The following is a 24,907-nucleotide window of genomic DNA, read 5'->3' as shown; positions in this document are numbered from 1 at the left end:
ATTCTGCATCGATCATTGTATTGACTATAAAACCATTACTCTACGGTATCGCTGTTTTCTATGCGGCGATGCCCCTCTTGTAAGTGGACAAAGTCGACTAAGTCCTCACCAGATACCTGATACGCCTGACCAAACCCCTTAACAAATAACCCTTGTTCCGCTTTTAGGTTAAATAATACAAAATCTTGCAACTGACTTAAGCCATCAATAATCTCACCAAAACGCGTTTGCATCTGAGCGACCACTGCATGCCATTGCTGTGTGTCCCTTTCAACTACGGTTGCAACGGCATCAAACGTCAAACGCTTACGAGCGAACAACTGCTTACTTTCAGATTCATCCTCAATCATCATCAAGGATACGTTTGGGTTCACTTGTAAATTACGGGCATGACGTGCGATTTGTGAAATCAGCACAAAGTAGCCATCTTGATTTTGGACAAATGGTGCATAGCTAACATTCGGGCAACCTTCCCCATCGACGGTAGCAAGTTGAATCGTTTTACGCGTTTGGCGAAACTCTTTGATTTCAGGACCTAATCGTCCCTGTAGTCGCTCTTGCTTAACTTGCTGATCCATTTTCTGTTCCTTTTCTGACTGTACTTTGATTATTTTTATCGTGTTATAAAGTGGGTTTTTCGCTGCCGTATCGTACTATTGGCGTAATTTACTTTGCATCGTTTTAAAACGAGTCACCTGCTCTGGCAACAGTTGACGCTTGTCGTCACGCCCAAGATAAATCTTAAACACGTTATGACCAAGTGCATCAAAAAAGCCAAAGTAGTGGCTTTCATTGCCCATAAAAGGCTTACTCACTAACGCAACATGAGTAATCAGATCTAACTTGAGATGTCCATGTAACTCGCCGTCTTTACCCATAAGATTATAATAGCCTCGTGCCATTTTACCCTTTGGAAACGGGGCTTTAACCTCAAAGATGGAGCCGAACGAGTGGACAATCGTTGTCACAGGTCCCCACGTGGTGATAGATTCCAAGACTTCTTGGGCAATACTCCCTCCTGAGACAGCAACCATTTCACTAGGTAATGCGCACACTACTTCACACTCACTTACCGCGAGTTTATCTGCAATCGCAGCGGGTAGTAATTTAGGTTCGTCCGCCAGAATCGCTGCAACTTTTTGCTTTAACGTCATTTATTGTTCCTATTTAATCTGATGATTCATCATCGCATTTCGTCAATTAGGCGACGAAATGCAACTTTTTATTACCATGAGACAGCGGTGATGAAACGGAATGCTGCCCATGACTCAACGTCGACAAGGCAGATATCGCCCCTTGAGCTAAGGTTACTGCCCAAAAGCTACCCGCTAGCGTCAATAGCAAGTAGTCCCCTTTGAGTTCAACTAAACCATTTTGCTCCCACACTTGAAACAGAGGTGTAAGCAACTCAAAAGTATCGTGCCCTTGAGTCATGGCTAATACGCTTCGACGCACTACGCCACTATCAAACCCAGCTTTCAAACTCGCAAATACTGACTCCAGTGAATGGTGTTTGCTCATCATCGCAATAGTTGTATCGCCTGAACGCATCGCAGACATATACGAATCTAATGATCGATGGTTCATCATTCCATAGCCACCTATATTGCCACCAGCCCCACACCCGATTGGCAACACTTCCGCATAGGTCTTTGCAACACTGTTGTATTGGCTGCGTTCTCTGCTGTCTCGTGCCCAGTGATTAACACTGAGTTGCTTAATAAAGTGTTCATTCATGAATGCGACACCGTATTCGTACATAGAAGCTTTCTGCGCAGAATTGGCTGGTGGCTCTATACGTCCTTTCTCGACCATATTAAGCATTGGCGCGTTACCACCAACAACAAGCTGATAAAGATCAACGCCATGCGCGCCTGAATCTTTAAAGTCGACAAGGTCTTGGGCAAAGACTTCGAGTGTTTGATATGGGAGTCCATAGAGTAGGTCGATGATAATGGGGGCTTCGTCCAATGAACTTAAGTGAGAGACCCGTTCAAGCACAACCTCACGATCATCTAGTCTTTTGGCACTGCGTCTTACTTTAGTATTAAAACTCTGCACACCAAAGGAAAAGCGATTAAACCCGCCTTCCAATGCTTTATCGAACATTTCATCGCTAAATCGGTTAGTTCTTCCTTCTAGCGTCATTTCACAATCCGTCGCTAAAGGAAACGAGCGACGAATCGCTTTACCCAATCTTTGTATCTGATCAGGGGACAAATCCGTTGGCGTTCCACCACCAATATAAACGGCATGAAACAAACCTGTTTGAGTCCAAGCAAGTCGAGATTTCAGCTCTATCTCTTTAAGCAACGCTTTAAAATAATCATCGACTAACTGCCGACTTGCTGCGTTTTGAAAAAAGTTACAAAACGTACAACGTACTCGGCAAAAAGGAATATGGATGTAAAGGCAGCGCTTGCTCGAGCGCTTTGAAGACACAGAAGTCAGTGATTGAAATAGAGACTCATAACGCGCGGTTTCTATCGGCGTGCCCATACCACTAGCATGAGGCGACGTCTTCTGAGTAAAAGCGAAGCGCAGCGGATCGGGCGAAGAAACACCGAAGTGTGTCGCATCAAGATGAGTTAAGTCGATTTGCATATCTATTCTCTGTTTCCGATCACCCCCGTAATTAGGGGTCGTAGAAGATATTCACGATCATAAATTGGTGATAATGATAATGCAATTGATAATTGATCTTATTTTCATTGTGATACATAATCGCCTTCTCTCGTTAGTGAAACAGTAAATGACAAGAGAAAGCGCTCGGTCGTCAGTCGAGAATTTAAGTGAATAGAGGTTGGGTTATGAACATCAAAAGGTATGTCGTTGCAGGAAGCTTATCTGTGGCATTCCATATTGGTTTTATGCTTGTCGACGACACACAACAAGTCTTTGCAATGCCGTCAGGTAGCCACTCTACATCGGTATCACTCAATTTTATCGCTCAATCTTCGGCTGCAGCGGCATCATCGACACCTCCAAGTGATACAGACGTTCCACCGGACACGGCAGAAAAAGCACCTGTACCACCTCATTCCTCTGAGACCACTTCTGCTAAGACTAACTCTACTGACAATAAGCCCGTAGAACGTCGCTCTGTTCAGAAAGCCGTAACGAAAGCGAATCGTTCATCGGTGACAAAAAACAAAAAGCAACCTGTAAAACGGGAAAAGGCTGTTAACAAGGCGCCGAAAAGCACATCGACGATCCCAAAGACATCACCGAAGGAGCAATCAAATCCTGTTCCTAAAAAAAGTGAACCTAAAGAAGAAATTACAGAAACAAAAACATCGGGGAACGATTCCGCGCCCACTTCGGCGCAACCAGCCGTCGTTAATCAAGGGGTAAGTAATGAACCCGTGCTAAGAAACACCCCTTCTTTCACTACGACACCTGTGCAACCTCGATATCCGAGAATTGCCAGAAAGCGCGGAATTGAAGGCACTGCAACCTATGAAATCTGGCTTGATGAATCCGGAAACCAGACAAAACAAGTGCTTGTCTCTTCATCTGGCGCCACAATTTTGGATAAGACCGCACTTGACGCTATTAAACAATGGCAATTTTCCGCCTATACCGTTAAAGGGGTCGCGGTCGCCCATCGTATTCAAATTCCTGTTCGTTTTAAATTGGATTAATCATGGAACCACTACACTATCTACAACAGCAACTTGGGCTAATGACTTGGCCATTACTTATTTGCTCTGCGTTAACTGCGATGATCATCATCGAACGACTCTTCCAAATCGTCATCAGCACTGGCGTTGGGATGACAGCTATTCGTCAAAATTTGAATCAAATCTCACCTATTAACGCTAAAGATATAGAACAACTTGCTACCGTCTTATCTGACAAACGACCACTACTATACCGCGGTGTCGCCATGCTATTGGCCCATCACTCATTTGCCAAGTCACTGCGTGAAGACGCCGCCAGTATTTGGCTACAAGATAAACGGCATCAACTTCACTCAGGGCTAAAACTGTTATCGCTAATCGGTGTTATCAGCCCATTGATTGGCTTACTAGGAACGGTACTTGGGCTGATAGAGATGTTTAAAGGTATTGCGGCGGCTTCCGGCAATGTCACACCAAACGACCTCGCACAAGGTCTTGGCCTTGCTATGCGAACAACCGCTGCTGGTCTTATGATCGCTCTACCCGCCATCGCTGGCGCACAACTTATTGGTTTATGGGCAGAAAGAATCGTCACGAAATTGGAGCACACCCTTAACTTTGTCAACCTGTGGCTCGAGGGTATTGAAATGCCGCATTCCGACAAAGATCCAGTACAGACCCGCAACCTCGATAAATTATCAGTCACGGATGCATCATGATCAAAGTCAGTGATACTTCATCCAGCACGCCCATTTACCCGGACCTTACGCCGTTATTAGACATCATCTTTATTGTTATGGTGTTTTTGATGCTTACCGCCTCAGTTCGTTTGGAGTCATTAAACGTTGAACTACCGGCAACGGATTCCAATGCCGTATCAGAAGTAGCTAACCAATCTCTTACCGTCAATATCCTAGCCGATTCCCCATATTGGGCTTTAAATACCAAACAATATATCGACTGGGACAACTTTAAAATTGCGTTACTGGAAGAGTCTAAATCCTCTGCCCAACCGATCATCATTGCAGCCGACAAAACGGCTGATGTTCAACATTTAGTCCAGCTGCTCGCCTTTATGCAAGATAACGGTATTCCGGCAACGCAGCTCCTAACGGAAGACTCAACCAAATAACTAGGAATGTACATATTATGTTTCAACCATTACGTAAAACGTTAATCGTCAGTGCTATCACATCCATGATGGCTTTTAGTGTCTTTGCTCAGTCCACTCAAGTAGAAGCGACGGTATTACCTGAAGAGACACAGAACATCATCAGTGCAGGGGCATCGGTTACCGAGTTGCTACTTGCCCTTAACGCTCAACAGCAATTGGTCGCAGTTGATGTAACAAGTGTATTACCCCCATCTCTTGTATTACCTAAAGTGGGCTATCATCGTGCACTGTCGGCAGAAGGTTTACTCGCGATGCACCCTGTTCTCATCATTGGCACTGATGAAATGGGTCCGAAACCGACCCTGGATCAGATAAAACAAGCGGGTGTTAACGTTGAGGTTGTTGATACATCTGCTAGCATCACTGGGCTTAAAAAAAGAATCGACCAAATAGCGTCGTTAACTCATACCCAAGATAACGTTGCCGCATTGAATAATAAAATTGATGCCCAACTCCATGCCCTCACCGCTAACCAACCGTCAACATCAGACGAAAAGAAAAAGATTCTGTTCTTACTTATCCATGAGGGTAGACCTGCTAATGTGGCTGGCAGTGGTACCACGCCCGATGCCATTATCTCGCTTGCTGGGGGCATTAATCCTGCTGCTAAACAACTCAATGCTTATAAGCCATTATCAAATGAAGCCATCATTGAAATGCAGCCAGACATCATTTTGGTCAGTGACCGCAGCTATCGTCAATTAGGCGGCCCCGATGCCTTACTAAAAGCTCTGCCGATGCTCGCGGCTACGCCTGCTGGACAAAATCAACAGTTTGTCACTATTGATGGTCACGCGCTGGTCGGCGGGCTAGGTTTAAAAAGTCTCTCAGAAGCACAAAGATTGAACGAGAAGATTTATCCAAAATAACCGCATATCAGCCAATGAGGCGCATCAAATATTACGCGTCATTGGCTGTCGCCGATTCATTCTCATTCCTTTCTTTTAACTGCTCTGCATTAAATTGGATGCACCTTAACTTTTAGCGACTCTTGTAAACTTATGCTTAGACATTACTCTCTTCCGATTATTTTCGTCGGCTTTATTAGCCTACTTGTCGTCACCACTGTTTACTCCGTAACGGTAGGACCAATGTCGATTTCCTTCTCCGATAGCTTGATCGCATTGACAACCCGCTCTAATGAACTCGCGCCTCACATCCCTTTAGTCGTCAATGATATCCGTCTGCCTCGCACACTATTGTGTCTCGTCGTTGGCGCAATTTTAGCTATTTGTGGCACTGTCATGCAGGGGTTATTTCGCAATCCCCTTGCGGAACCCGGTATCATCGGTGTATCGGCTGGTGCCTCGTTGGGTGGCGCGATTGCCATCGTCTGTTTTTCTACACTCGGCACACAATTCCCTGAATTGATGAACCTCGCCGTCGTCCCCGTTTTCGCTTTCCTTGGCGGTGCATTGACCACCGTTTTAGTCTACAAATTAGGCTCTGGGAAATTTGGCACATCAGTGACTATTATGCTGTTAGCCGGGGTGGCAATAAGTGCTCTAGCTGGGGCAGGGATCGGTTTTCTCAATTTTGTCGCCGATGACCAAATGCTTCGCGATCTTTCTCTATGGTCAATGGGTTCTCTTGCTGGTGCAACATGGGAAAAAATATCACTTGCCACATTGACGCTTCTGGTTCTAATCATACTTTTTTCCAAGAAGGCGATGGCACTTAATGCACTGCTTCTTGGGGAGTCTGAAGCAATGCACCTCGGTATTGCCGTACAGCGTCTCAAACGTCAATTGATACTGCTCACCGCCGTCGGTGTCGGAGTCACCGTCAGTGTTTCTGGCCCTATCGGTTTTATCGGTTTAGTCATCCCTCATTTAGGACGGATGCTCATAGGCCCTGATCACCGAACTCTGTTGCCAGTATCCGCACTACTTGGTGCATTGTTAATGACGGCAGCTGACATGATTGCCAGAGTCGTAGTTGCGCCAGCAGAATTACCTGTCGGGATTGTTACTGCGATCGTCGGTGCCCCGTTTTTCCTCTATCTTCTTTTTCAGCAAAAAGGGAAGATTCTGTAATGACATATCAAGAGACCACGATAGGAAAATCTGTGACAAACGAATCTAAATACGCCATTTCTGCTCACCATATTTCAGTTAAGTTTGCCGACACGACTATTTTAGATAACGTCTCAATAAACCTGAACCCCGGTGAAGTCACCGCACTACTCGGCCCAAATGGCGCGGGGAAAAGCACACTATTAAAAGTGCTAAGTGGGGAACTAAAAACAAAGGCTAACCTTCGCTATTTTGGTCAATCACGCGACGTCTGGACGCCTGCTAAGCTCGCTATGCATCTCGGTCTAGTGCCACAACACAGTACGTTAAGCTTTCCATTTCTCGCTTCGGAGGTCGTTGAGTTAGGAGCCATACCACTTAAGTTGTCTAATCGAGAGATCAAAGCGTTAGCAAAACACTACCTCAACACTGTCGATATGTTGCCGCTTGCCTCACGTCCCTATCCAAGTTTATCTGGGGGGAAAAACAACGTATCCACTTTGCAAGAGTCCTGAGTCAGCTTCACCATGCTAAAGGGCAAACCATCCTCATGCTTGACGAACCGACGTCAGCACTCGATCTTGCTCACCAACACAATACCCTTGCTCTGGCACGAGAGATGGCAACCAAGAATAACGCAGCCGTCATTGTCGTCCTCCACGATTTAAACCTAGCCTCTCAATACTCAGATCGGATCATTGTATTGAACCAACAAAAAATCGTTGCTGATGGCTCACCATGGGATGCCATTACCAGTGAAATGATCTCAGACGTTTATGGCTATGACGTCATTATTACTGAACACCCTAAAAAGGGCTTTCCGTTAGTAATATCACGGTAGTTAAATAGAGAAAATATACTGAATGAACGCTATTTATTTAAAATAAGATGATTTTTGGGCAAAAAAATACCGCGACTATTAATTAGTCACGGTATTTTTAGTGAATGTACAACCCACAACTTGCGGGGCTGCAAGCTAACGATCGTACCAAGATAAGTATGAGCGATACACTACTTACTTAATTGAATCAATGAACGGCCCAACAGCCACTCCAATTCTTTTTCACTTCCTGCGCCGTATTGAGTTTCCACCAATTTGTATAAACGGTCGATACCTTTAGAGGCAAACTCATGCGCATTTTCTGAAGTCACAATATGATGAAAGAGCAATTTCAAAATTGCCAAAAATTCATCATTTTTCAGTGCCGCCAACCAACTATTTACAAAGCTATCTAGCCCACCTTCAAACTCAAGGTGCTCAACGAACATCTTGAAAATGCGTCCATCGAGCGCTGCTGTAAAGTCCGTTTTCTTTGGAAAATGGTGACTAATCCCTGTTCTTGATACACCTGTCTGCTGACTCAAAGTCGTGTAAGACATCTTGTCGTAACCCAAACGGATAATTTGGTCGACAACCGCCTCCATAATCTTCTGAATAGTGATTTCAGTATCTTCTTTACTACGCTTTGGCATTTGACGCTCTTCTCTTATCGCTGTGGTGCATTGACTGTATGCTATACCATAATTAAAGCAATTCTCTGTAAATTAATCTAATAAAATAACATGAATATTTATTAACCCTTGTTTACGGCATCAAGGGTTACACCCATTCGCGGATATTAGATATGCATACAATTGAAATATTATAAAAAATCATTAATAGATTTATAACTTATAAAGTCTACCACTTCTCCGTTCAGTAAATACAATTGTGTACTCTATCGCTAGGACACTGGTCTCGTTTTTGAGACATCAATCACATTACAAATAAATCACTTGCATAATTAAATCACATAGCAAACACAATACCATTGAGCGCAAGAATGCATATGCCACTAGTCCATTAACCCGTTGATGTATTAACAACCTATAACGGGCGACTATTACGTGATTGAATCACAGTAACAGCGGGGTAGCCCGCTGCGGTAACATTAACGCCACCAATTTTTTTCTGGCTACCTGAAAACCACAGTTATAGAATGGTCTCATAATTAGTAAGAGGTATTGTTATGTCAAACACGTACAAAGAAGAAGCGGTATGTGACGCATGTGGCGTCTCCGGAGAAATGGGCTTCATCATCAAAGAAGGTGACGATGTGGCTGAAGTTCAGCTCTTTGCTGAATCTAAAGCCCTGTTAGAGCAAGAGATTCAAAAGTATATCGATCTTGCGCAGTCAGTCTCTAAAGAAGTTCAATACGACATCTCTGCCCTCGAAGAAGACTCAACCGAACTTCACGCTCGTTTCAAATTCGAAGTCAGTGCAGAAAAGCTTATTTTTGAACTTAAAACACGTTCAATCTCACGCTAGCCTTCATCGTTTGGCTACTATTTAGAAATTGGCTAAGCACGACTAAGCAAGAGTATGAATGAGTTCATTCATACCATGAGACCAAAGCGAGCACTATTGCTCGCTTTTTAGACGCTTCCACTTCAGTTCACCATTCATCTCGAAGTCTTGCTCAGCCACACACTGTAAGATGACACCCTCAACGGTGATCACAGATCCCAATGAAAACGCCTTATCATTGTAATAGCACACTCGTTTACCTAACTTCGAATCTGAGAGCAGCACCGCAGCCCCTACATCCACGCCCGGTGTCGTAATCACTTTTGCATTCACTAATGACAGCGGCACACCGACTGTAACGATCGCGATTGCCGTTAATTTTGAAATTTTACGCCACGTTTTCCATTGTTTTCGTTGACTATCCATTGCACACTACCTGTATTGTCATTAATTTTCGGCTCTGTTTTCTATGATGCGCGTTTGCTTACTTATTACCATGTGGCTTGTTTCTACTAGCCAGCTTAACGCGACATCACTGGATCACCATAAAATTCTCAACCATCTTGATAATTATGGCAACCTCCACCTTCGCAACAAACCCTACACTGCATTACCTGATGGGCTAGTAGTCAAAGGTAACCTCAACATCGCAAAAACCGCTATAGAAGCGTTACCCAATAATTTAGATGTCCAAGGTAGCCTAGACGCTTCCAATAGTTTAGTGGCATATATCCCAAGAGGAACGAAAATCACAGGTTATGCGAATCTTCTTGGCAGCCAATTAAAGGCATGGCCTGAAGGCGTCACGCCCGGAGGGTATATCAACTTAACCGATACGCCTGTAGCTAAGCTTCCTGATGGCATGATCGTCAATGGTGATTTAGGCTTGATTCGAACCCCACTATCAGAGCTACCAGATAATCTTATCGTCAAAGGTAGTTTGTATATCGGTGGCTCAAATATTACCGTCCTTCCGGCTAGACTCACCGTTGACGGAAATATCTTTCTTGGCGGTAATCACATTACAAAATGGCCAACAAACCTCACCCTTGGGGGTGCGGTTGCTCGCTAAATAGCGCTATTTTCAAGCTCGTTCCTCCTGGCTCCTTTGCGTTTCACCGCGTTTAAAAATTGGGGATATGGTTAAAAATAATGGGATATGGTTAAATATCTTGTGCGTATATGTTCAATTAATAGACGGACTTTATTTGGCGGCTGCCGAGTAAAAGGGTACACCGCATAGATACCCAACTTTTTCCCAACTTGTTCCGGAAATATATCCACCAGCTGTCCGTTTCTTACATCGTGATACACAAGGCAACGCGGTACATACGCAATACCATGCCCTCCCAGTGCTGCCTTTCTCAATGCTCCAGCATTATTGGTTGAAAACGAACCCGAGACCTTAATAATTTCATTGCCACTCTGTCCAGCTTTAAACTCCCAATCCGACGCCCCTGTTGTTTGGTAGGCGTATTGCAAGCAATTATGCTGCGTTAAATCATGCGGTTTTAACGGCTTACCATTTTTGGCAATGTAAGAGGGTGAGGCGCATACCACCCATTGGGAGTCCAAAATGTGCCGGGCAATCAAACTTGAATCTTCTAAGTAGCCAGTGCGAATCACTAAGTCATACCCACCATCTACCAAATCGACAAAACGATTGTCTAGCGACATATCGACGCTGAGACCCGGATACATATTACAAAATTCCGCCACGGCATCGGCTAAAATCAAATCACCGGAAATCGTCGGCACCGACATTTTGATATGACCACTAATATTCTCACCAAAGCCTGAGACAGACGCTGCAGCTTCCATAGTCGCTTGGGTCACATTTTTAGCACTGTGGAGCAAGGCTTTACCCGCTTCAGTTAACGTTAATTTACGCGTTGTTCGATATAATAATTGTACGCCGAGTTCATCTTCTAGCCGCGCAATCCTTTTACTAACTACCGAATTTGTCAGGTTATTTTGCTCAGCTGCTCGACTAAAAGCCCCCAGTTCAACTACCTGATAGAACAAGATCAAATCATCTGCACGCATCATATTAGGTCATTTTTGGAAATAATCATTTTCATTATTTCTCTGTATAAAGAAAATTGGAAGCGTTAACTTCACACTTTATTAACAGCCCGATTACAACACGGCATAACATGAGTTAAACGTTGGAGTCCTATCATGCGCATCTACCCACCAAAACCATCAACAGTCTATCTCTACGCTACCTGTTTAGTGGATGTGTTTGATCCCGATGCTGGACTCGACGCCATCACTTTGCTCGAGCAACAAGGCATTAACGTCATTTTTGTCGAAAAGCAAACCTGTTGTGGTCAACCCGCTTATACCTCCGGCTATACCAAAGAGGCAAAGCACGTCGCTCAAAGCCAGATTGACTTATTTCCGGACCCTTTTCCCATTATCGTGTTATCAGGGTCTTGCGGTGGCATGATGCACCACCACTACCCAAAGCTGTTCAAAGGTGACCGTCAAGAAGCCAAGGTACAGGCCTTCTGTGACCGAGTGTTTGAACTGACTGAGTTCCTAGTCAATGTCTGCCGGGTTAAGCTAACCGATCAAGGGCAACCGACCTCAGTAGTGATGCATACCTCATGCGCGGCACGACGAGAAATGAATGTCCATACCACCTCAACAGAGCTTCTCTCGCAGCTCTCCAATGTCGAACTACGGGTACAAGATTACGAAAGCGAGTGTTGCGGATTTGGGGGAAGCTTTTCGGTCCGTCATCCAGACATCTCTCAAGCGATGGTAGAAGATAAGACTCGCCATATCAGCAATACACAATCTGATATTCTCGTCAGTGCTGATTGGGGCTGTTTACTTAATATCAACGGTGCGTTCGAATACCAACAGAAACCGATCATTGGTCGCCACCTTGCGTCTTTCTTACTTGAGCGTACGCAGGAGGTAAATTCATGAGCCAACAACCTAACAACTTTCATCAGCAAACCAAAGAAGCGCTCGATGATGCTCAGCTTCGCGACAATTTTCGTGGCGCGATGGATTACTTACGCGACAAAAGAAAGACGGCGTTTGATGATCCAGCAGAAGAAGAGAATATCCGCAATATTGCAGAATCCATTCGCCAGCGCTGCTTAAGCAAACTACCCGAACTTTTAGAGCAACTAGAATTCAACTGTTATCGAAACGGAATACAAGTGCACTGGGCGGAAACACCACAACAAGCCAATGCTTTGATTGCTGATATTTCTGCTCAGCACGATGCCAAACTGATCATCAAAGGTAAGTCGATGGTCAGCGAAGAAATAGAAATGAATCATACGTTGGAAAAGCTTGGGATCCACTGCCTAGAAAGTGATATGGGCGAATACATTGTACAACTTGATGGTGACAAGCCCTCACACATCATCATGCCTGCCATCCACAAAAACAAGCAAGAAGTCAGCGACACCTTTAGTACCCATTTGGAGAACTTCACCCCGACTGACGATGTTGATAGCCTTATTCAAACGGGTCGTACTCGCCTAAGACGTAAGTTTTTTGAGGCGGATATTGGCCTATCAGGAGTGAACTTTGCGGTAGCCGAAACCAAGCACACTCTGCTTAGTTGAAAATGAAGGAAATGGCAGAATGTCCACCACCGTGCCTAAAGTGCATATTGCCATTACGGGCATTGAGAAAGTTGTCGAGTTTCTGGCAGATGTACCACCTCTGTATAGTGCATTGACCCGCAGTGCAACCGGGCAAGCTATTACCACCTACTTCAATATGATCAGTTCACCACGAAAATATGCCGAAAAAGATGGACCTGAAGAGGTTCACCTCATCTTACTAGACAACGGTCGTAGCCAAGCCTATCAAGATGAAGAATTGCGTAAAACTTTACAGTGCATACGTTGTGGTGCATGCATGAACCACTGTCCCGTCTACACCAAAATAGGGGGGCACGCTTATGGGACGGTGTATCCCGGCCCAATAGGGAAGATCATTTCACCGCATTTATTGGGCTTGGATAAAACCAAAGACCTTGTGACGGCATCAAGCTTATGTGGCGCGTGTGGTGAAGTCTGTCCGGTTAAAATCCCTATTCCTGATATGCTGTTACGGCTAAGACAGGAAGCCAAGCACCCAGCACGCAAGGAGCGTGCCCCATTAAAAGGGCAAAACACCGCGCATAGCACGATAGAGTCTGCGCTCATGTCCGGTTATGCGTTAGCCGCATCATCGCCAGCCCTTTATCACTCGGCCACTTTTCTTACCAGTAAGCTGCAGCACCTTATTCCCAGTAACCTTGGTGCATGGACGCAATGTCGCACACGCCCTAAGCCTGCCGACAAAACGCTGCACCAGCGTATCAAAGGTCGTCAGAGAATGACCGACCGTAAGCGTCAAACGAATAATCCGAAATGAGGCGATAACAATGGATACACGCAGTAGTAAAGAAAACATCCTTAATCGCCTCAAGCGCGCACCACGTACCGCTTATCAAGGCGATGAACCCGTTTATCGTCCATGGGGGAGTGATTCAGCGATCAGTATGGATGACAAAGCAGAACGCTTTATAGCCATGATGACCGCCAATCATACCGATGTTAAAGTGACCACTCGCGCGGCGCTCGTCCCCACCCTTCAGGCCGTTATATCGGAATATCAGCTTCATCACATTGCCATTGGCACCGCTGGTGAATTCATCGATGCCTGCCATGAAGCAACGGCTCTTGTGCAAGTGACCGAATTTAGCCAGAGCATAGAGCATTGGAAAGCCGAACTTTTTGACCAAGTTGATGCTGGCATCACACACACCGCAGGCGGAATTGCCGATACTGGTGCCATCATATTGTGGCCCAATGAGCATGAACCGAGAACCCTCTCTCTGGTTCCTCCTTGTCACATTGCATTCGTCAAAAAATCGATGTTGTTTGGCCACTTTCAACAAGCTATGGCGAACAATCAATGGAATCATTATATGCCAACCAACGCATTGTTAGTGTCTGGGCCATCCAAGACGGCAGATATCCAACAAACCCTAGCGTATGGCGCGCACGGCCCTAGTCAGCTGGTCGTCATTTTCTTGGAAGATGAATAACATTAAAGGATGATAGTAATGAGCACCCCCAAGTATGACTCGACGATAGATCGCTACCAAGCGCTGCAAACTATCCTCGCCGAAAAAATACCAACACAGCGAATCATCACTGGCGAACCGGAGCGACTGGCTTATGGCACCGATGCCAGTTTTTATCGCCTGATTCCACAGATTGTTCTGCGACTAAACAGTCTCAACGAAGTCATCTTCGCGATTCAACAGTGTGGGAACCTTGGGATTCACTTCACATTCAGAGCGGCGGGAACAAGCCTGTCTGGACAGGCTGTTTCTGACTCTGTTTTGATCACATTGACCGATGATTGGCGTGGACATGAAATTTTAAATGAAGGCGACAAGATCCGCCTTCAGCCAGGGGTTATCGGGGCGGATGCAAACCGAGTATCTATTGCCCTATCAACGAAAAATAGGCCCCGACCCAGCGTCGATCAACACCTGTAAAATTGGTGGCATTGCGGCAAATAATGCTAGTGGAATGTGTTGTGGTACCGCTCAAAATTCTTATAAAACCGTTGATAGCATGAAAATCGTGTTTGCTGACGGCTCCATTCTAGACACGAGCGATAGTCACAGTGTTGCTCGATTCAAAGAAACGCGTTCCGATATTGTCACAGGTCTACAAACCCTAGCTAAGCAAACCCAAGAAAACGTCACATTATCAGAAAAAATCAGCCATAAATATCGCCTAAAAAATACCACCGGGTATGCACTCAACGCCTTGGTTGACTTTCAAGACCCCATCGAAATTCTAGAGCACCTTATGATAGGTTCAGAGGGTACGTTAGGGTTTATTGCCGACATTACATACAACACCGTGATAGAGCACCCATTTAAAGCCTCTACCCTACTAACCTTTGCCAGCATTGAAGAAGCCAGTCAAGCCGTCACTATCATCGCTGATACCCCTGTCGCAGCCGTAGAAATGATGGATGGTCGCTCACTTCGATCCGTTGCCGATCAACCTGGCATGCCTGCTTTTATCCAACATCTCGATCTTGAAGCTGCCGCGTTATTGATTGAAGTCCACGCGTCACATGACGCTGACCTTCAACACTCTAACGCTATGGTTATGGAAGCACTCAGCGACTTTACTATTATTGAATCGGTCCCCTTCACCTCCGACCCTAGCACTGTCGCTACGCTCTGGGGTATTCGTAAGGGCATGTTCCCTGCGGTCGGCGCAGTGCGAGAAGTGGGAACAACGGTGATCATTGAGGATGTCGCCTTTCCTGTCGAAAACCTAGCCGCAGGCGTTCGAGATCTTCAGCAGCTCTTTGACCGTTACCATTACAACGAAGCCATTATTTTTGGGCATGCACTGGAAGGCAACTTGCACTTCGTTTTCACACAAGGTTTTGATAGCGAGAAAGAGATTCAGCGCTACGGTCGGTTTATGGATGATGTCGCAGAACTTGTGGCGGTAAAATACCAAGGATCACTCAAAGCAGAACACGGCACTAGGTCGCAACATGGCACCGTATGTTGAACTTGAATGGGGTCGAGATGGCTACGAATTAATGCAACAGATCAAAGCCTTGTTTGATCCTCAGGGTTTACTTAACCCTGGCGTGATCATTAATGACAATCCACATTCTCATATCGAAAACCTAAAACCCATGCCCGCCGCGGATGATCTTATCGATCGCTGTATTGAGTGCGGTTTTTGCGAGCCCGTTTGTCCCTCACGTACACTTACGCTGTCGCCTCGTCAGCGCATCGTGCTATACCGGGAGATCCAGCGCCAACGTCGCAGCCGTCCAGCAGATACCGAGACGTCTGAAAGCCAAATGCAGCTCGAAGACGTATTTCAATATCAAGGTTTAGACACCTGCGCAGCAACCGACTTATGCGCTGATCGCTGCCCAGTAGGGATCAACACGGGTGATCTCGTCAAACAACTCAGAGCATCGCGATATCAAAAATTCCAGCCTATCGCACGATGGACCGCTGAACACTTCGCCACTACCGCCTCCATTGCCCGCTTTGGTCTAAAAACTGGCGAAATCGCCAGCAATCTACTCGGCGCTGAACGGGTCGAGAAACTTGCCGGGCAGATGCGGTCAGTCACTAAACAGCGCACACCGCTATGGCTAGCACAAACACCAAAAACCAACCACTTTACCGGAGTCGAAAAGCCACGCTCTTCATCGACAGGTAAAGTGGTTTATCTGCCTTCCTGTGCCAGTCGGAATATGGCCGCCCAGCCAAATGCCAACGATCAACGTCCTCTAACAGAGGTGACACTGTCACTGATTGAAAAGGCAGGATTTGAAGTAATCACCCCACGCGAGCTCACAGAACAATGTTGTGGGATGCCTTATGACAGCAAAGGAATGACTGAACTTGCCGACAAAAAGTCATTGCAGCTTGAAGAAACACTATGGACAGCCAGTAAAGAAGGGGAATACCCGATAGTGATGGATACGAGTCCGTGTGCTAAACGCAGTATTGAACACTTTACTAAACCGTTAAACATTACCGAACCCGTCGGTTTTGTCAGTCGCTACCTGCTGCCTCACCTATCATTAACGCCACTCAACGAATCTGTCATGCTACATGTCACCTGCAGCTCACGACGAATGGGATTGGAGTCAAGTATGCTTAAGCTCGCACAGCAATGTGCGACCAATGTGATTATTCCTGAGCACATTCAGTGCTGTGGCTGGGCAGGAGACAAAGGCTTCACCACCCCAGAGCTTAACCAAGCGGCGACGGCACCACTAAAAGAACAAGTACCTTCCGATTGCCAACGAGGATTTAGCAATAGTATTACGTGTGAAATTGGTCTCGCACATCATAGTGGAATACCGTATCAGTCTATTTTATATCTTGTCGATGAGGCTGCGCAGCCGCGAGCTAAGTGAGTACGTTCAGTCATGTAATTAACTATTTCTGTATTTAACTATTTCTGTATTTGTGCATAAGGATAATCCAGAACAAAGGCATGGGTGACTTCATCCTAAATACACCATGCCTCAATTATCTGATAGTCGCTAGAATGAGAAAAATCAGGCATAAACTTGTTTTAGCTGCGCCATGGGAGAAATATAAACCGTATTTCTTCCATTTTTTCGCTTGGTACAGCGCTTTGTCAGCACGACTAACCGCACTGTCCCAACTTTCATCGCCATGAATTTGCGCGACCCCAAAACTACAGGTAGGTTGGACGGCAAGATTATCGACATAGGGGGCATGTTCAATTTTTTGTCGTAACCGCTCTGCAAGATTCGCGGTCACTTTTATATCGTGATCGTCAAGCACAATGATCACTTCGTCTCCACCATAACGAAACATCGAACCATGAGATGGTAATGTATTACGTAAAACGCCGGACACCGTTTGAATTACTCTATCACCCACAACGTGTCCATATTCATCATTGATACATTTAAAGTGATCGATGTCGAGCATAATTAGACTCATTGGTCGCGGCGTCTTATCTTTTCGATCCTTTAAATCATGTACAAATAGATCTAGTGCGCGCCTGTTTCTTATTTTGGTGAGAGAGTCATAAAAAGAGAGTTCATTGATCGCGTGTAGTTGCCTTGCATTAATCATCCAAAGCATACAAAAGCTAATAGAAACAATAAGAAAAATACTAAACAAAAACGTCAACTGATGGACCAAACCTGCACTCATAAATTCAGTCACACTTGCACTGGCTATCGTGTGATAACCACGAAATAGCATAAATAAGCCATACAGGAAATACGTACCCGACATCATCTTCACCGCTAAAGGGAGATCATACCGAGTCCCGCTTTGTAGCGCCTTAACGGATGCAAATGAAACGATAACCAGATAGCTTGCAATCACGACAATACGTGCACTGATTGATGGTTCGATATAGGTGAAATAAACAAATAGACCAAAAACAATCGGGATCAACGTCATACAAGCATAAGAATATCGAAACGTAGACTCCCGAAATGAACACAAACCATGGAGAAGCATCTGAAACGCGAAGGCAATCAGCATATTGGCAACCACGATACTAAACCATTCCGATACAAAACCTCTGAAACTGATTAATAACGGTCCAGCTCCCATCGCTAAAAGCGCCAAAGCAAAGACCTTAAGCCCCTTCACCGAGTTAGTCGAGCGCTGGGTGTTATCCCGCAAATGAGTACGACTCAAAGCGCTAGGACCCGAATTTCTAGGGTGTAAATGGTTGGGATGAAGCTCGTTAGGACGTTGGTAAAGCAACAAACCAATACAATAGATACAGCTAAAGAGAATCATTATAAAATTTAGCGTTCTCATATCTAAAGAAAACACTTCCATGTGCCAACCTTTTCTGTGATTCGGAATAATTGTCAATCATTCAGCGCAGTTATTAATAAGATGCATATTAGAATAATTACGTAATGAATCTTTATTGCAACTCAAAAGTGCGAGTGAGCTCACTAATATTTGCAGGAGGAAGCTAGATATGAGGTATGAATAGCACAAGGCAACAACAGGGCAATATAAAACCAATTACCTATAATATTATGCGCATATCAGAGTTGACGATATTAGAAGAGTATCTCAACTTGAATCAATTTTGCCAGAATTTGTCATTATTCCGACCTAACCCTTACCTAGCTTTCTCAGCACTGACATCAATAATCACTATTTACGGTTGAATACTGCGCATAAATAAAGGGGCACCAGTCCTCTTAATCATTGCAGGGTTAAACACATCATGAATTACACACTACAAGATACAGAAGCACTCTACAGCGTCTGGATGTCACAAAAAGCAAAAATGCACATTACCCAAATGGAAGTCGCTAAGCGCTTGAGCATTAGTCAGGTTGAGCTTTCCAATCGCCTAAACGGTCAACATCCATTAGATGCGCCCTTTATTGATCGGTTTTGTAAGTTACTGCATATCAATCCTAACCATCACCTACCATCACTAAAAGGCTCGGTTCGGGTTGCTGCGATCGACGAACGCCTGTTTAATACGAAGTTAACGATTGATGGAGAAATCACCAACGTGCGGATCGATGGTAATCAAGTCATCATTGAATATCGAGTTCAGTAACCTGATTCGCTATAAACGGGTGCAGACTGAATGCATGATAAGTCAGCGTCGCAGAGTTGACTTTGTGAACCTGCCAAAGACTGACAACGAGCATGGCGCTTGTTACTGATTAAGTAGCGCCACGCATTCTTGATATTTAGGTTTGGCTGGTTTTTTCTTCGGTTTATCGGCGAGCTTTACCACGGCTTTCGCGGGTTTAGGCGCAATATACGGATTGGGTTTCCAAGATGCCAATTCTGCACCACAACCATCACCTTTCGGTGGTGGCGATTGCGCCACACATTGGCTATCGCCCTCAGGGCAATGCAAGCGAACATGAAAGTGTGAATAGTGCCCCCACCACGGCCGAACCTTCCTAAGCCATGAATTATCCTTCCAAGCAGTGTCGCACAATTGCTGCTTAATAAGTGGATGAACAAAAATTCGAGCCACCCGCTCATCAACCGCTGCGGTTTGAATTAACAGCGCATGACTCTCGGTCCATTTTTCTTTTTCTAAACGGTAGCTATTGAGATCAACAACCGAATAAGGCTTAGGCGTGGAAAGTTGCTCAACACTCAAGGGGGTTGCTGGTAGTCGCAGCCAAATATCGGCATCTAATCCCGTTTGGTGGCTAGCATGCCCAGAAGCAAAACGTCCACCACGTGGCATGGCGATATCACCCACTAGAATACGACCTATCCCCAATGCGTCGACACGAATCGCAAGTGACGTCAGATAATCAATCATATCGGCGTGACCGTAATAGCGATTTCGTTGTGTCCGAATCACTTGATAACCCGTACCTGCTGGCGCAAGTTCTGCGCCTCCAGCCAAGCAGCCATTGGCATAACTGCCAATCGAGTTTGATTCCCCGTCACTGGGTAGAGTAACTTCTTCCCATGAACGATTCATTGCCAACGACGACAATGGCAGGCACAAACACAACACCAATCCATATTTTATCATTTACGTTTCTCCGTGCCCTCTCCCTAACATCTCGTCTCCATTTGTCTCCAATACCGTAAGCGTTGCTTCATAAGACACCTTGTATCAAGACTACAGTCACCTCACAAGAGCCAGCGCAATCCATCAATCAAACCATGATTATAAGCATAGCTCGTCACTCGCTTGCTGGCTGCTAGGACAGCGATTAATTCAATATATCAAATTTGAAATCAATCACATTCAATGACAAAAGACTCACAAACAAACGACAACACATTGAATCATTGCCACTTTCCCTTTAATACTATCGTTCTTATGTCTAGGCATAGATGTAAGTAACGAAAAGTCGTCATTCCTTTTTAGGCTGCCACCTTCGGAATGACGACTTCATTAAGATGTTTCTTATACACAGTCCATTAAATACTCTTGCCAAGGTATTCTTCAACACGACGACGATATTCATGTTTCAGTGACGGGTCAATAAAGCTGGCATCAATGGCATTAAGTGTAAACTGAGCTAATTCGTTATACGTCATCGCGTGAGCCGCACTCACCGCTTGGAAGTTGTCCGTCATATAACCGCCAAAATACGCTGGATCGTCGGAGTTAATCGTCACCGCAACCCCTCTACGAAGTAATTCCACAATGTTGTGCTGAGACATATCATCAAACACGCGTAATTTAATATTCGATAATGGACAAACGGTAAGTGGCATTTGACTCTCAACAAGTGAATCTAACAGCTCTGGGCTGTCAACACAGCGTACCCCGTGATCGACACGACTCACGCCTAGAATATCGATTGCATCCACGATATTTTGCGCCGGACCTTCTTCCCCTGCATGCGCCACCGTCAAGAACCCTTCATCTCTTGCTTGTGTAAACACGTTTTGAAATTTTTTCGGTGGATGCCCTTGCTCTGATGAATCTAATCCCACACCAATGATCTTATCCTTATGATTAAGTGCACGTTTTAAGGTGTCTATCGCCGACTCTTCTGATAAATGGCGAAGAAAGCACATAATGATATGGGAGGAAATAGCGAGTTTATGTTGACCATCTTGCAAGGCGCGATAAATGCCGTTGATCACGGTATCAAACGCAATCCCGCGCTCGGTATGTGTCTGAGGATCAAAAAATATCTCGGTATGCATAACCTTATCTGAATGACAGCGCTGCAAATAAGCCCAAGTTAAGTCGTAAAAATCTTGCTCAGTAATCAGCGCATTGGCCCCTTGGTAATAAATATCTAAAAATGACTGAAGATCATCAAATTCATAGGCTTTGCGCAGCGCTTCTGGTGAAGAGTATGGCAAATTAATGTTATTACGTTGAGCAAGGGTAAAGAGTAATTCAGGTTCGAGTGAACCTTCGATATGTAAATGCAACTCTACCTTTGGAAGACCTTGAATAAATGCGTTCATATTCCACCTTTATAGTTCGTGTTGTGGGTGCACTTACTCTTAGTATGGAAGGGATCGCTGATTTTTTCGAAAGTCAGCGCGACTTTTATCAATCAGACTCAGATCTAGAACGATTGAGTCCTCACTGAATCAGCACCAATACAAAGAGTAAGAACACAATTGTGATCCTAACTCTTCGTAATCAGCACTTTCAGGGTACTGGTAGAGACCCCCAAACCAGATTATTGGGGTTATACGAAGCAAACGATTGCCATTATACGGAACAAATGGGCGATGACTACTGCTGATTTCTAACGAGTTGACGCACTTGTTCTGCGTAGAAACCACCAAGACGTCATTCAATTTTTTTGAACGACTTCATCACTTCTTTCCCCTGCAACAGACTCAACTTGAGTTCTATAGTGACTCTCAACCAAGGAGATTCATTATGACCGCCTATCGAAATGTTCAACATATTATTCCTTCCCACGCCACTTCTGATGGTGATGGCGTGAAAATTCGTCGTGTTCACGGGTTTGATAATCAGGCATTTTCGCCTTTCTTGATGATTGATGAGCTCCGTTCAGACGACAAAAAAGACTACGTGGGTGGCTTTCCTCCGCATCCTCATCGAGGGATAGAAACCTTAACCTACATGCGCCAAGGGCACTTCCAACATCGTGACCATATGGGCAACGTGGGTGAATTACGATCGGGTGGCGCACAATGGATGGCGGCAGGGCAAGGGGTCATTCATAGCGAAATGCCCATTATGGAAGAAGGCGCGCTACACGGTTTCCAGATATGGATAAACCAACCAGCACGAAACAAAATGATACTAGCTCAATATCATGACTTTCAGCCTGAAACGATTACCCAATCAACCACTGATAAGAGTGGAACCGTTCGGGTTATCGCTGGTGACATCGGTATTGACGGCGCCAAGACCAAGGGCCCGTTACAAACTACGGGAGTCCCCCTCTCAGTCACGGACTGGCAAGCCGACAAAGGGCAAGGTATTCAATTGCAGCTAGAGCCCAATCACAATGCGATGGTTTACGTTTATTCAGGACAAGCAAGCGTAGAAGGAAAAACAGTAAGTCAAGGCGAGCTGGCACTGTTATCAAAGGGGGAATTACTGTCACTCACCGCTCATTCTGACTCAGGGGTACTCGTTTTTGTTGGTGAGCCGATTAACGAACCTGTGGTTCACTATGGCCCATTTGTCATGAACACTAAGGAAGAGATTCAACAAGCTATTGATGATTATAATGCCGGGCTGTTTGAAACGTACTAATACCGCTCTAGGATTATTGAGAACTGCTTTGCATTGAGGTAAGCCGCTTTACAGCGTTAACGGGTGAGGATGGTAGAGGAGCCCTAACCAAGCATCACGGAAAACACGTAGACACGATGTTCACTGCCAATGTGTCACGCATCGACACGTTGTCGATGCGTCATTTTATTGGTCAAACGATCACGGCTAATCCGTATTGAACTCACTCAGACCATTTAATCAGTTAGGCACTGACATCAGTAAAGACTCACATTAGTAAAGTACCGAGGTGAGTAAAAAGCCAAGGTTACAAGTACTCACATAAGTAAGCGGTTGATGTGTCAACTTTCACATCAAAACTCGAGTCACCTTCCACATCAAAGCTCTCGCCAGCGCTAAACGTTACCCAGTCAGCGTCAGCGCTGCGTTTAATCGTTAACGCACCTTTCACCACGGTCATTTTTTCCGCTGCTGCCGTGCCAAAGGTGTAACTACCCGCAGCCATTACGCCAACACTGCTATCACCGTCCGCTTGAGTAAAACCAAGCGATTTAACGCCACCGTCAAAATAGGTATTTTCTTTTATCATGGGACTTCCTTGTTTAAGTATCTAATATAAAACATGGTTTTACCGCACTATTTAACGTAAAACAAGTTATTGATCAATAACGCAGCTTAATTGGTATAACAAGGTAGTCATGAGCATTCATCTGCTCAAATAACGATTCATGCAACGGAGAATTCTTATGTCTAAGTACGAGAGTAAAGTGCCTACTAATCGTGTCTCACGGTTTGGTAAGCTTGCTTCTTTGGCCACTCGCGTGACTGGCGCCATGGTGACTGAAGGTGCTAAACAGCTTTCTCAAGGCAAAAGACCAAGCGCCAAAGATCTGTTGTTAACCCCCAGCAATGTAAAGCGCGTAGCGGATCAGCTCGCTCATTTACGAGGCGCTGCCATGAAAGTCGGACAGCTGATGTCCATGGATGCGGGGGATTTAATCAGCCCAGAACTTGCGGAAATATTGGCGCGGCTTCGTTCTGACGCGGCACCGATGCCTTCAAAGCAACTCGCAGCAGTGTTAACTCAAGAGCTCGGCGTCAATTGGAAGCAGCACTTTATTGCCTTTAACTTCAAACCCATTGCTAGCGCCTCCATTGGACAAGTGCACCAAGCCCATATTGAGGACGGAACAAAACTCGCCATCAAGGTGCAATACCCCGGTATTAAAAAAAGTATCGACAGTGATGTCGATAATGTCGGTACCTTACTCAATGTCGTAGGGTTAATTCCTAAAGGGGTGGATTACCGAGGCCTGTTAGAAGAGGCTAAATTGCAATTACACGCTGAGGCGGATTACCGACTTGAAGCTGCATTACTGAATCAATATCATCAGCACCTTGATGGAAATAACAACTTCATTTTACCTTCTGTCATCGCTGATCTCACCACTGACAACGTACTGGCAATGACCTTCGTCCATGGCGACCCTATTGAGTCTTTAACCAGTGCCAACCAACAAACGCGAGACCGAGTCGTTCAGCTGTTGCTAGACTTGTTGTTTAAAGAAATTTTCGATTTTAAATTGGTTCAAACTGACCCCAATTTTGCTAATTTTCTTTACGATTCCGCCCAACAAAAAGTCGTATTACTGGATTTTGGTGCGACCCGCCGTTATGACGAGAATATCAGCAATGGGTATCGACGCGCTTTCTCCGCCATTCTAGATGAGAACGATGACGCCCTTGACCACGCTTTGGCTCAAATCGGCTTCTTTAACCAAGAGATTCTTGCGGATCAAAAAACCGCTATTTTTGATCTTGTCAGACTGGCTTGTGAGCCGTTGAAGCAACAAGGGCCCTATCACTTTGGTAGCAGCAATTTGCCGCAGCGTCTTAGCCAAGCAGGCACAATTTTGAGCATGGAAAAAGGCTATTGGCACACTCCGCCAGCAGATGCGTTATTCTTACACCGAAAAATAGGTGGGCTCTACCTGCTCGCGGCACGACTCAATGCAACGGTCGACGTCCATTCTCTGTTTGAACCCTATCGTGTCAATAGTGACTGAACATTTACTGAATGCGA

At 45.2% G+C, this 24,907-nt stretch carries 23 protein-coding genes, 3 pseudogenes and 1 riboswitch; of the genes and pseudogenes, 16 read left to right on the top strand and 10 right to left on the bottom strand.

Annotation, left to right across the window (positions count from 1 at the left end; all coding sequences use genetic code 11):
• Window positions 1-35: 35 nt before the first annotated feature.
• The 3 genes from hutZ to hutW form a co-directional block, all read right to left on the bottom strand.
• A complete protein-coding gene (hutZ, locus tag AC0L66_RS21365) occupies window positions 36-578 on the bottom strand; it encodes a heme utilization protein HutZ (protein ID WP_428753133.1) in 543 nt (180 codons plus the stop codon).
• A gap of 75 nt (window positions 579-653) precedes the next feature.
• The gene (gene hutX, locus AC0L66_RS21360; protein WP_473570828.1) at window positions 654-1,154 is read right to left on the bottom strand and encodes a heme utilization cystosolic carrier protein HutX; all 501 of its coding nucleotides are present in this window, start codon (window positions 1,152-1,154) and stop codon (window positions 654-656) included.
• 46 nt (window positions 1,155-1,200) lie between these two features.
• Window positions 1,201-2,604, bottom strand: a complete 1,404-nt coding sequence (gene hutW / locus AC0L66_RS21355) for a heme anaerobic degradation radical SAM methyltransferase ChuW/HutW (protein ID WP_473570827.1) — start codon at window positions 2,602-2,604, stop codon at window positions 1,201-1,203.
• 206 nt (window positions 2,605-2,810) lie between these two features.
• Here hutW and AC0L66_RS21350 point away from each other — a divergent pair, with 206 nt between their 5' ends.
• From AC0L66_RS21350 to AC0L66_RS21320, 7 genes and pseudogenes are all read left to right on the top strand, one after another.
• Window positions 2,811-3,644, top strand: a complete 834-nt coding sequence (locus tag AC0L66_RS21350; RefSeq protein ID WP_473570825.1) for an energy transducer TonB — start codon at window positions 2,811-2,813, stop codon at window positions 3,642-3,644.
• Between the two features lie 2 nt (window positions 3,645-3,646).
• The gene (locus AC0L66_RS21345) at window positions 3,647-4,342 is read left to right on the top strand and encodes a MotA/TolQ/ExbB proton channel family protein (RefSeq protein ID WP_265674169.1); all 696 of its coding nucleotides are present in this window, start codon (window positions 3,647-3,649) and stop codon (window positions 4,340-4,342) included.
• Window positions 4,339-4,755, top strand: a complete 417-nt coding sequence (locus tag AC0L66_RS21340) for an ExbD/TolR family protein (protein WP_473570823.1) — start codon at window positions 4,339-4,341, stop codon at window positions 4,753-4,755. The genes AC0L66_RS21345 and AC0L66_RS21340 overlap by 4 nt, the downstream gene beginning before the upstream one ends.
• Before the next feature lie 17 nt (window positions 4,756-4,772).
• Window positions 4,773-5,666, top strand: coding sequence for a heme/hemin ABC transporter substrate-binding protein (locus tag AC0L66_RS21335; protein ID WP_473570822.1), 894 nt, complete (start codon window positions 4,773-4,775; stop codon window positions 5,664-5,666).
• A 132-nt stretch (window positions 5,667-5,798) separates the two neighbouring features.
• Entirely contained in the window at window positions 5,799-6,833 is a 1,035-nt protein-coding gene (locus AC0L66_RS21330) for a FecCD family ABC transporter permease (protein WP_265674172.1), read from the top strand.
• Between the two features lie 113 nt (window positions 6,834-6,946).
• A pseudogene (locus tag AC0L66_RS21325) lies at window positions 6,947-7,327 on the top strand (ATP-binding cassette domain-containing protein); the annotation flags it as partial.
• 35 nt (window positions 7,328-7,362) lie between these two features.
• Window positions 7,363-7,653: an ATP-binding cassette domain-containing protein gene (locus tag AC0L66_RS21320; protein WP_473570820.1), complete on the top strand. Its 291-nt coding sequence runs from the start codon at window positions 7,363-7,365 to the stop codon at window positions 7,651-7,653.
• A gap of 170 nt (window positions 7,654-7,823) precedes the next feature.
• Here the strand turns inward: AC0L66_RS21320 and AC0L66_RS21315 are convergent, their stop codons facing one another.
• A complete protein-coding gene (locus tag AC0L66_RS21315; RefSeq protein WP_265674174.1) occupies window positions 7,824-8,285 on the bottom strand; it encodes a TetR family transcriptional regulator in 462 nt (153 codons plus the stop codon).
• A 536-nt stretch (window positions 8,286-8,821) separates the two neighbouring features.
• On the opposite strand from AC0L66_RS21315, the gene AC0L66_RS21310 reads away from it, so the two are divergent.
• On the top strand, window positions 8,822-9,121 hold the full coding sequence (locus AC0L66_RS21310; RefSeq protein ID WP_265674175.1) for a YfcZ/YiiS family protein: 300 nt from the start codon (window positions 8,822-8,824) through the stop codon (window positions 9,119-9,121).
• Window positions 9,122-9,214: 93 nt separating this feature from the next.
• On the opposite strand, the gene AC0L66_RS21305 is transcribed toward AC0L66_RS21310, so the two are convergent.
• On the bottom strand, window positions 9,215-9,526 hold the full coding sequence (locus AC0L66_RS21305; protein ID WP_265674176.1) for a DUF1496 domain-containing protein: 312 nt from the start codon (window positions 9,524-9,526) through the stop codon (window positions 9,215-9,217).
• Between the two features lie 46 nt (window positions 9,527-9,572).
• Between AC0L66_RS21305 and AC0L66_RS21300 the strand changes: the two genes are divergently transcribed.
• Window positions 9,573-10,172, top strand: coding sequence for a hypothetical protein (locus tag AC0L66_RS21300; RefSeq protein WP_390902903.1), 600 nt, complete (start codon window positions 9,573-9,575; stop codon window positions 10,170-10,172).
• A gap of 71 nt (window positions 10,173-10,243) precedes the next feature.
• On the opposite strand, the gene AC0L66_RS21295 is transcribed toward AC0L66_RS21300, so the two are convergent.
• Window positions 10,244-11,146: a LysR family transcriptional regulator gene (locus AC0L66_RS21295; RefSeq protein WP_428753226.1), complete on the bottom strand. Its 903-nt coding sequence runs from the start codon at window positions 11,144-11,146 to the stop codon at window positions 10,244-10,246.
• Between the two features lie 135 nt (window positions 11,147-11,281).
• Here AC0L66_RS21295 and AC0L66_RS21290 point away from each other — a divergent pair, with 135 nt between their 5' ends.
• The 4 genes and pseudogenes from AC0L66_RS21290 (at window position 11,282) to AC0L66_RS21275 (ending at window position 17,050) form a co-directional block, all read left to right on the top strand.
• Window positions 11,282-12,040: a (Fe-S)-binding protein gene (locus AC0L66_RS21290; protein ID WP_265674177.1), complete on the top strand. Its 759-nt coding sequence runs from the start codon at window positions 11,282-11,284 to the stop codon at window positions 12,038-12,040.
• Window positions 12,037-13,492 (top strand): annotated as a pseudogene (locus AC0L66_RS21285) (LutB/LldF family L-lactate oxidation iron-sulfur protein). Before AC0L66_RS21290 ends, AC0L66_RS21285 begins: the two are co-directional and overlap by 4 nt.
• A gap of 10 nt (window positions 13,493-13,502) precedes the next feature.
• Window positions 13,503-14,168 carry a LutC/YkgG family protein gene (locus AC0L66_RS21280; RefSeq protein WP_265674179.1) on the top strand — a complete coding sequence of 222 codons (666 nt, stop codon included), beginning with the start codon at window positions 13,503-13,505 and terminating at the stop codon, window positions 14,166-14,168.
• Window positions 14,169-14,186: 18 nt separating this feature from the next.
• Window positions 14,187-17,050 (top strand): annotated as a pseudogene (locus tag AC0L66_RS21275) (FAD-binding and (Fe-S)-binding domain-containing protein).
• A 115-nt stretch (window positions 17,051-17,165) separates the two neighbouring features.
• On the opposite strand, the gene AC0L66_RS21270 reads toward AC0L66_RS21275, so the two are convergent.
• Window positions 17,166-18,470, bottom strand: coding sequence for a GGDEF domain-containing protein (locus tag AC0L66_RS21270; RefSeq protein WP_473570817.1), 1,305 nt, complete (start codon window positions 18,468-18,470; stop codon window positions 17,166-17,168).
• A gap of 403 nt (window positions 18,471-18,873) precedes the next feature.
• Between AC0L66_RS21270 and AC0L66_RS21265 the strand changes: the two genes are divergently transcribed.
• Window positions 18,874-19,218 carry a helix-turn-helix domain-containing protein gene (locus AC0L66_RS21265; RefSeq protein WP_265674182.1) on the top strand — a complete coding sequence of 115 codons (345 nt, stop codon included), beginning with the start codon at window positions 18,874-18,876 and terminating at the stop codon, window positions 19,216-19,218.
• Between the two features lie 102 nt (window positions 19,219-19,320).
• Here AC0L66_RS21265 and mepA read toward each other — a convergent pair whose 3' ends face one another.
• Together mepA and AC0L66_RS21255 are read right to left on the bottom strand one after the other, a co-directional pair.
• The gene (gene mepA / locus AC0L66_RS21260) at window positions 19,321-20,166 is read right to left on the bottom strand and encodes a penicillin-insensitive murein endopeptidase (RefSeq protein ID WP_279348231.1); all 846 of its coding nucleotides are present in this window, start codon (window positions 20,164-20,166) and stop codon (window positions 19,321-19,323) included.
• 395 nt (window positions 20,167-20,561) lie between these two features.
• Window positions 20,562-21,569 carry an adenosine deaminase gene (locus tag AC0L66_RS21255; protein WP_473570814.1) on the bottom strand — a complete coding sequence of 336 codons (1,008 nt, stop codon included), beginning with the start codon at window positions 21,567-21,569 and terminating at the stop codon, window positions 20,562-20,564.
• Between the two features lie 158 nt (window positions 21,570-21,727).
• Window positions 21,728-21,827: riboswitch (purine riboswitch) on the bottom strand.
• A 169-nt stretch (window positions 21,828-21,996) separates the two neighbouring features.
• Here AC0L66_RS21255 and AC0L66_RS21250 point away from each other — a divergent pair.
• The gene (locus tag AC0L66_RS21250) at window positions 21,997-22,845 is read left to right on the top strand and encodes a pirin family protein (RefSeq protein ID WP_473570812.1); all 849 of its coding nucleotides are present in this window, start codon (window positions 21,997-21,999) and stop codon (window positions 22,843-22,845) included.
• 286 nt (window positions 22,846-23,131) lie between these two features.
• Here AC0L66_RS21250 and ppnP read toward each other — a convergent pair whose 3' ends face one another.
• Window positions 23,132-23,413, bottom strand: coding sequence for a pyrimidine/purine nucleoside phosphorylase (gene ppnP, locus AC0L66_RS21245; protein ID WP_265674185.1), 282 nt, complete (start codon window positions 23,411-23,413; stop codon window positions 23,132-23,134).
• Between the two features lie 157 nt (window positions 23,414-23,570).
• Between ppnP and AC0L66_RS21240 the strand changes: the two genes are divergently transcribed.
• The gene (locus AC0L66_RS21240) at window positions 23,571-24,890 is read left to right on the top strand and encodes an ABC1 kinase family protein (RefSeq protein WP_473570810.1); all 1,320 of its coding nucleotides are present in this window, start codon (window positions 23,571-23,573) and stop codon (window positions 24,888-24,890) included.
• Window positions 24,891-24,907: the final 17 nt, after the last annotated feature.

The organism is Vibrio sp. GJ43-1 (genome assembly GCF_055808835.1).
This window is presented reverse-complemented; position numbering and strand designations above follow the sequence as displayed.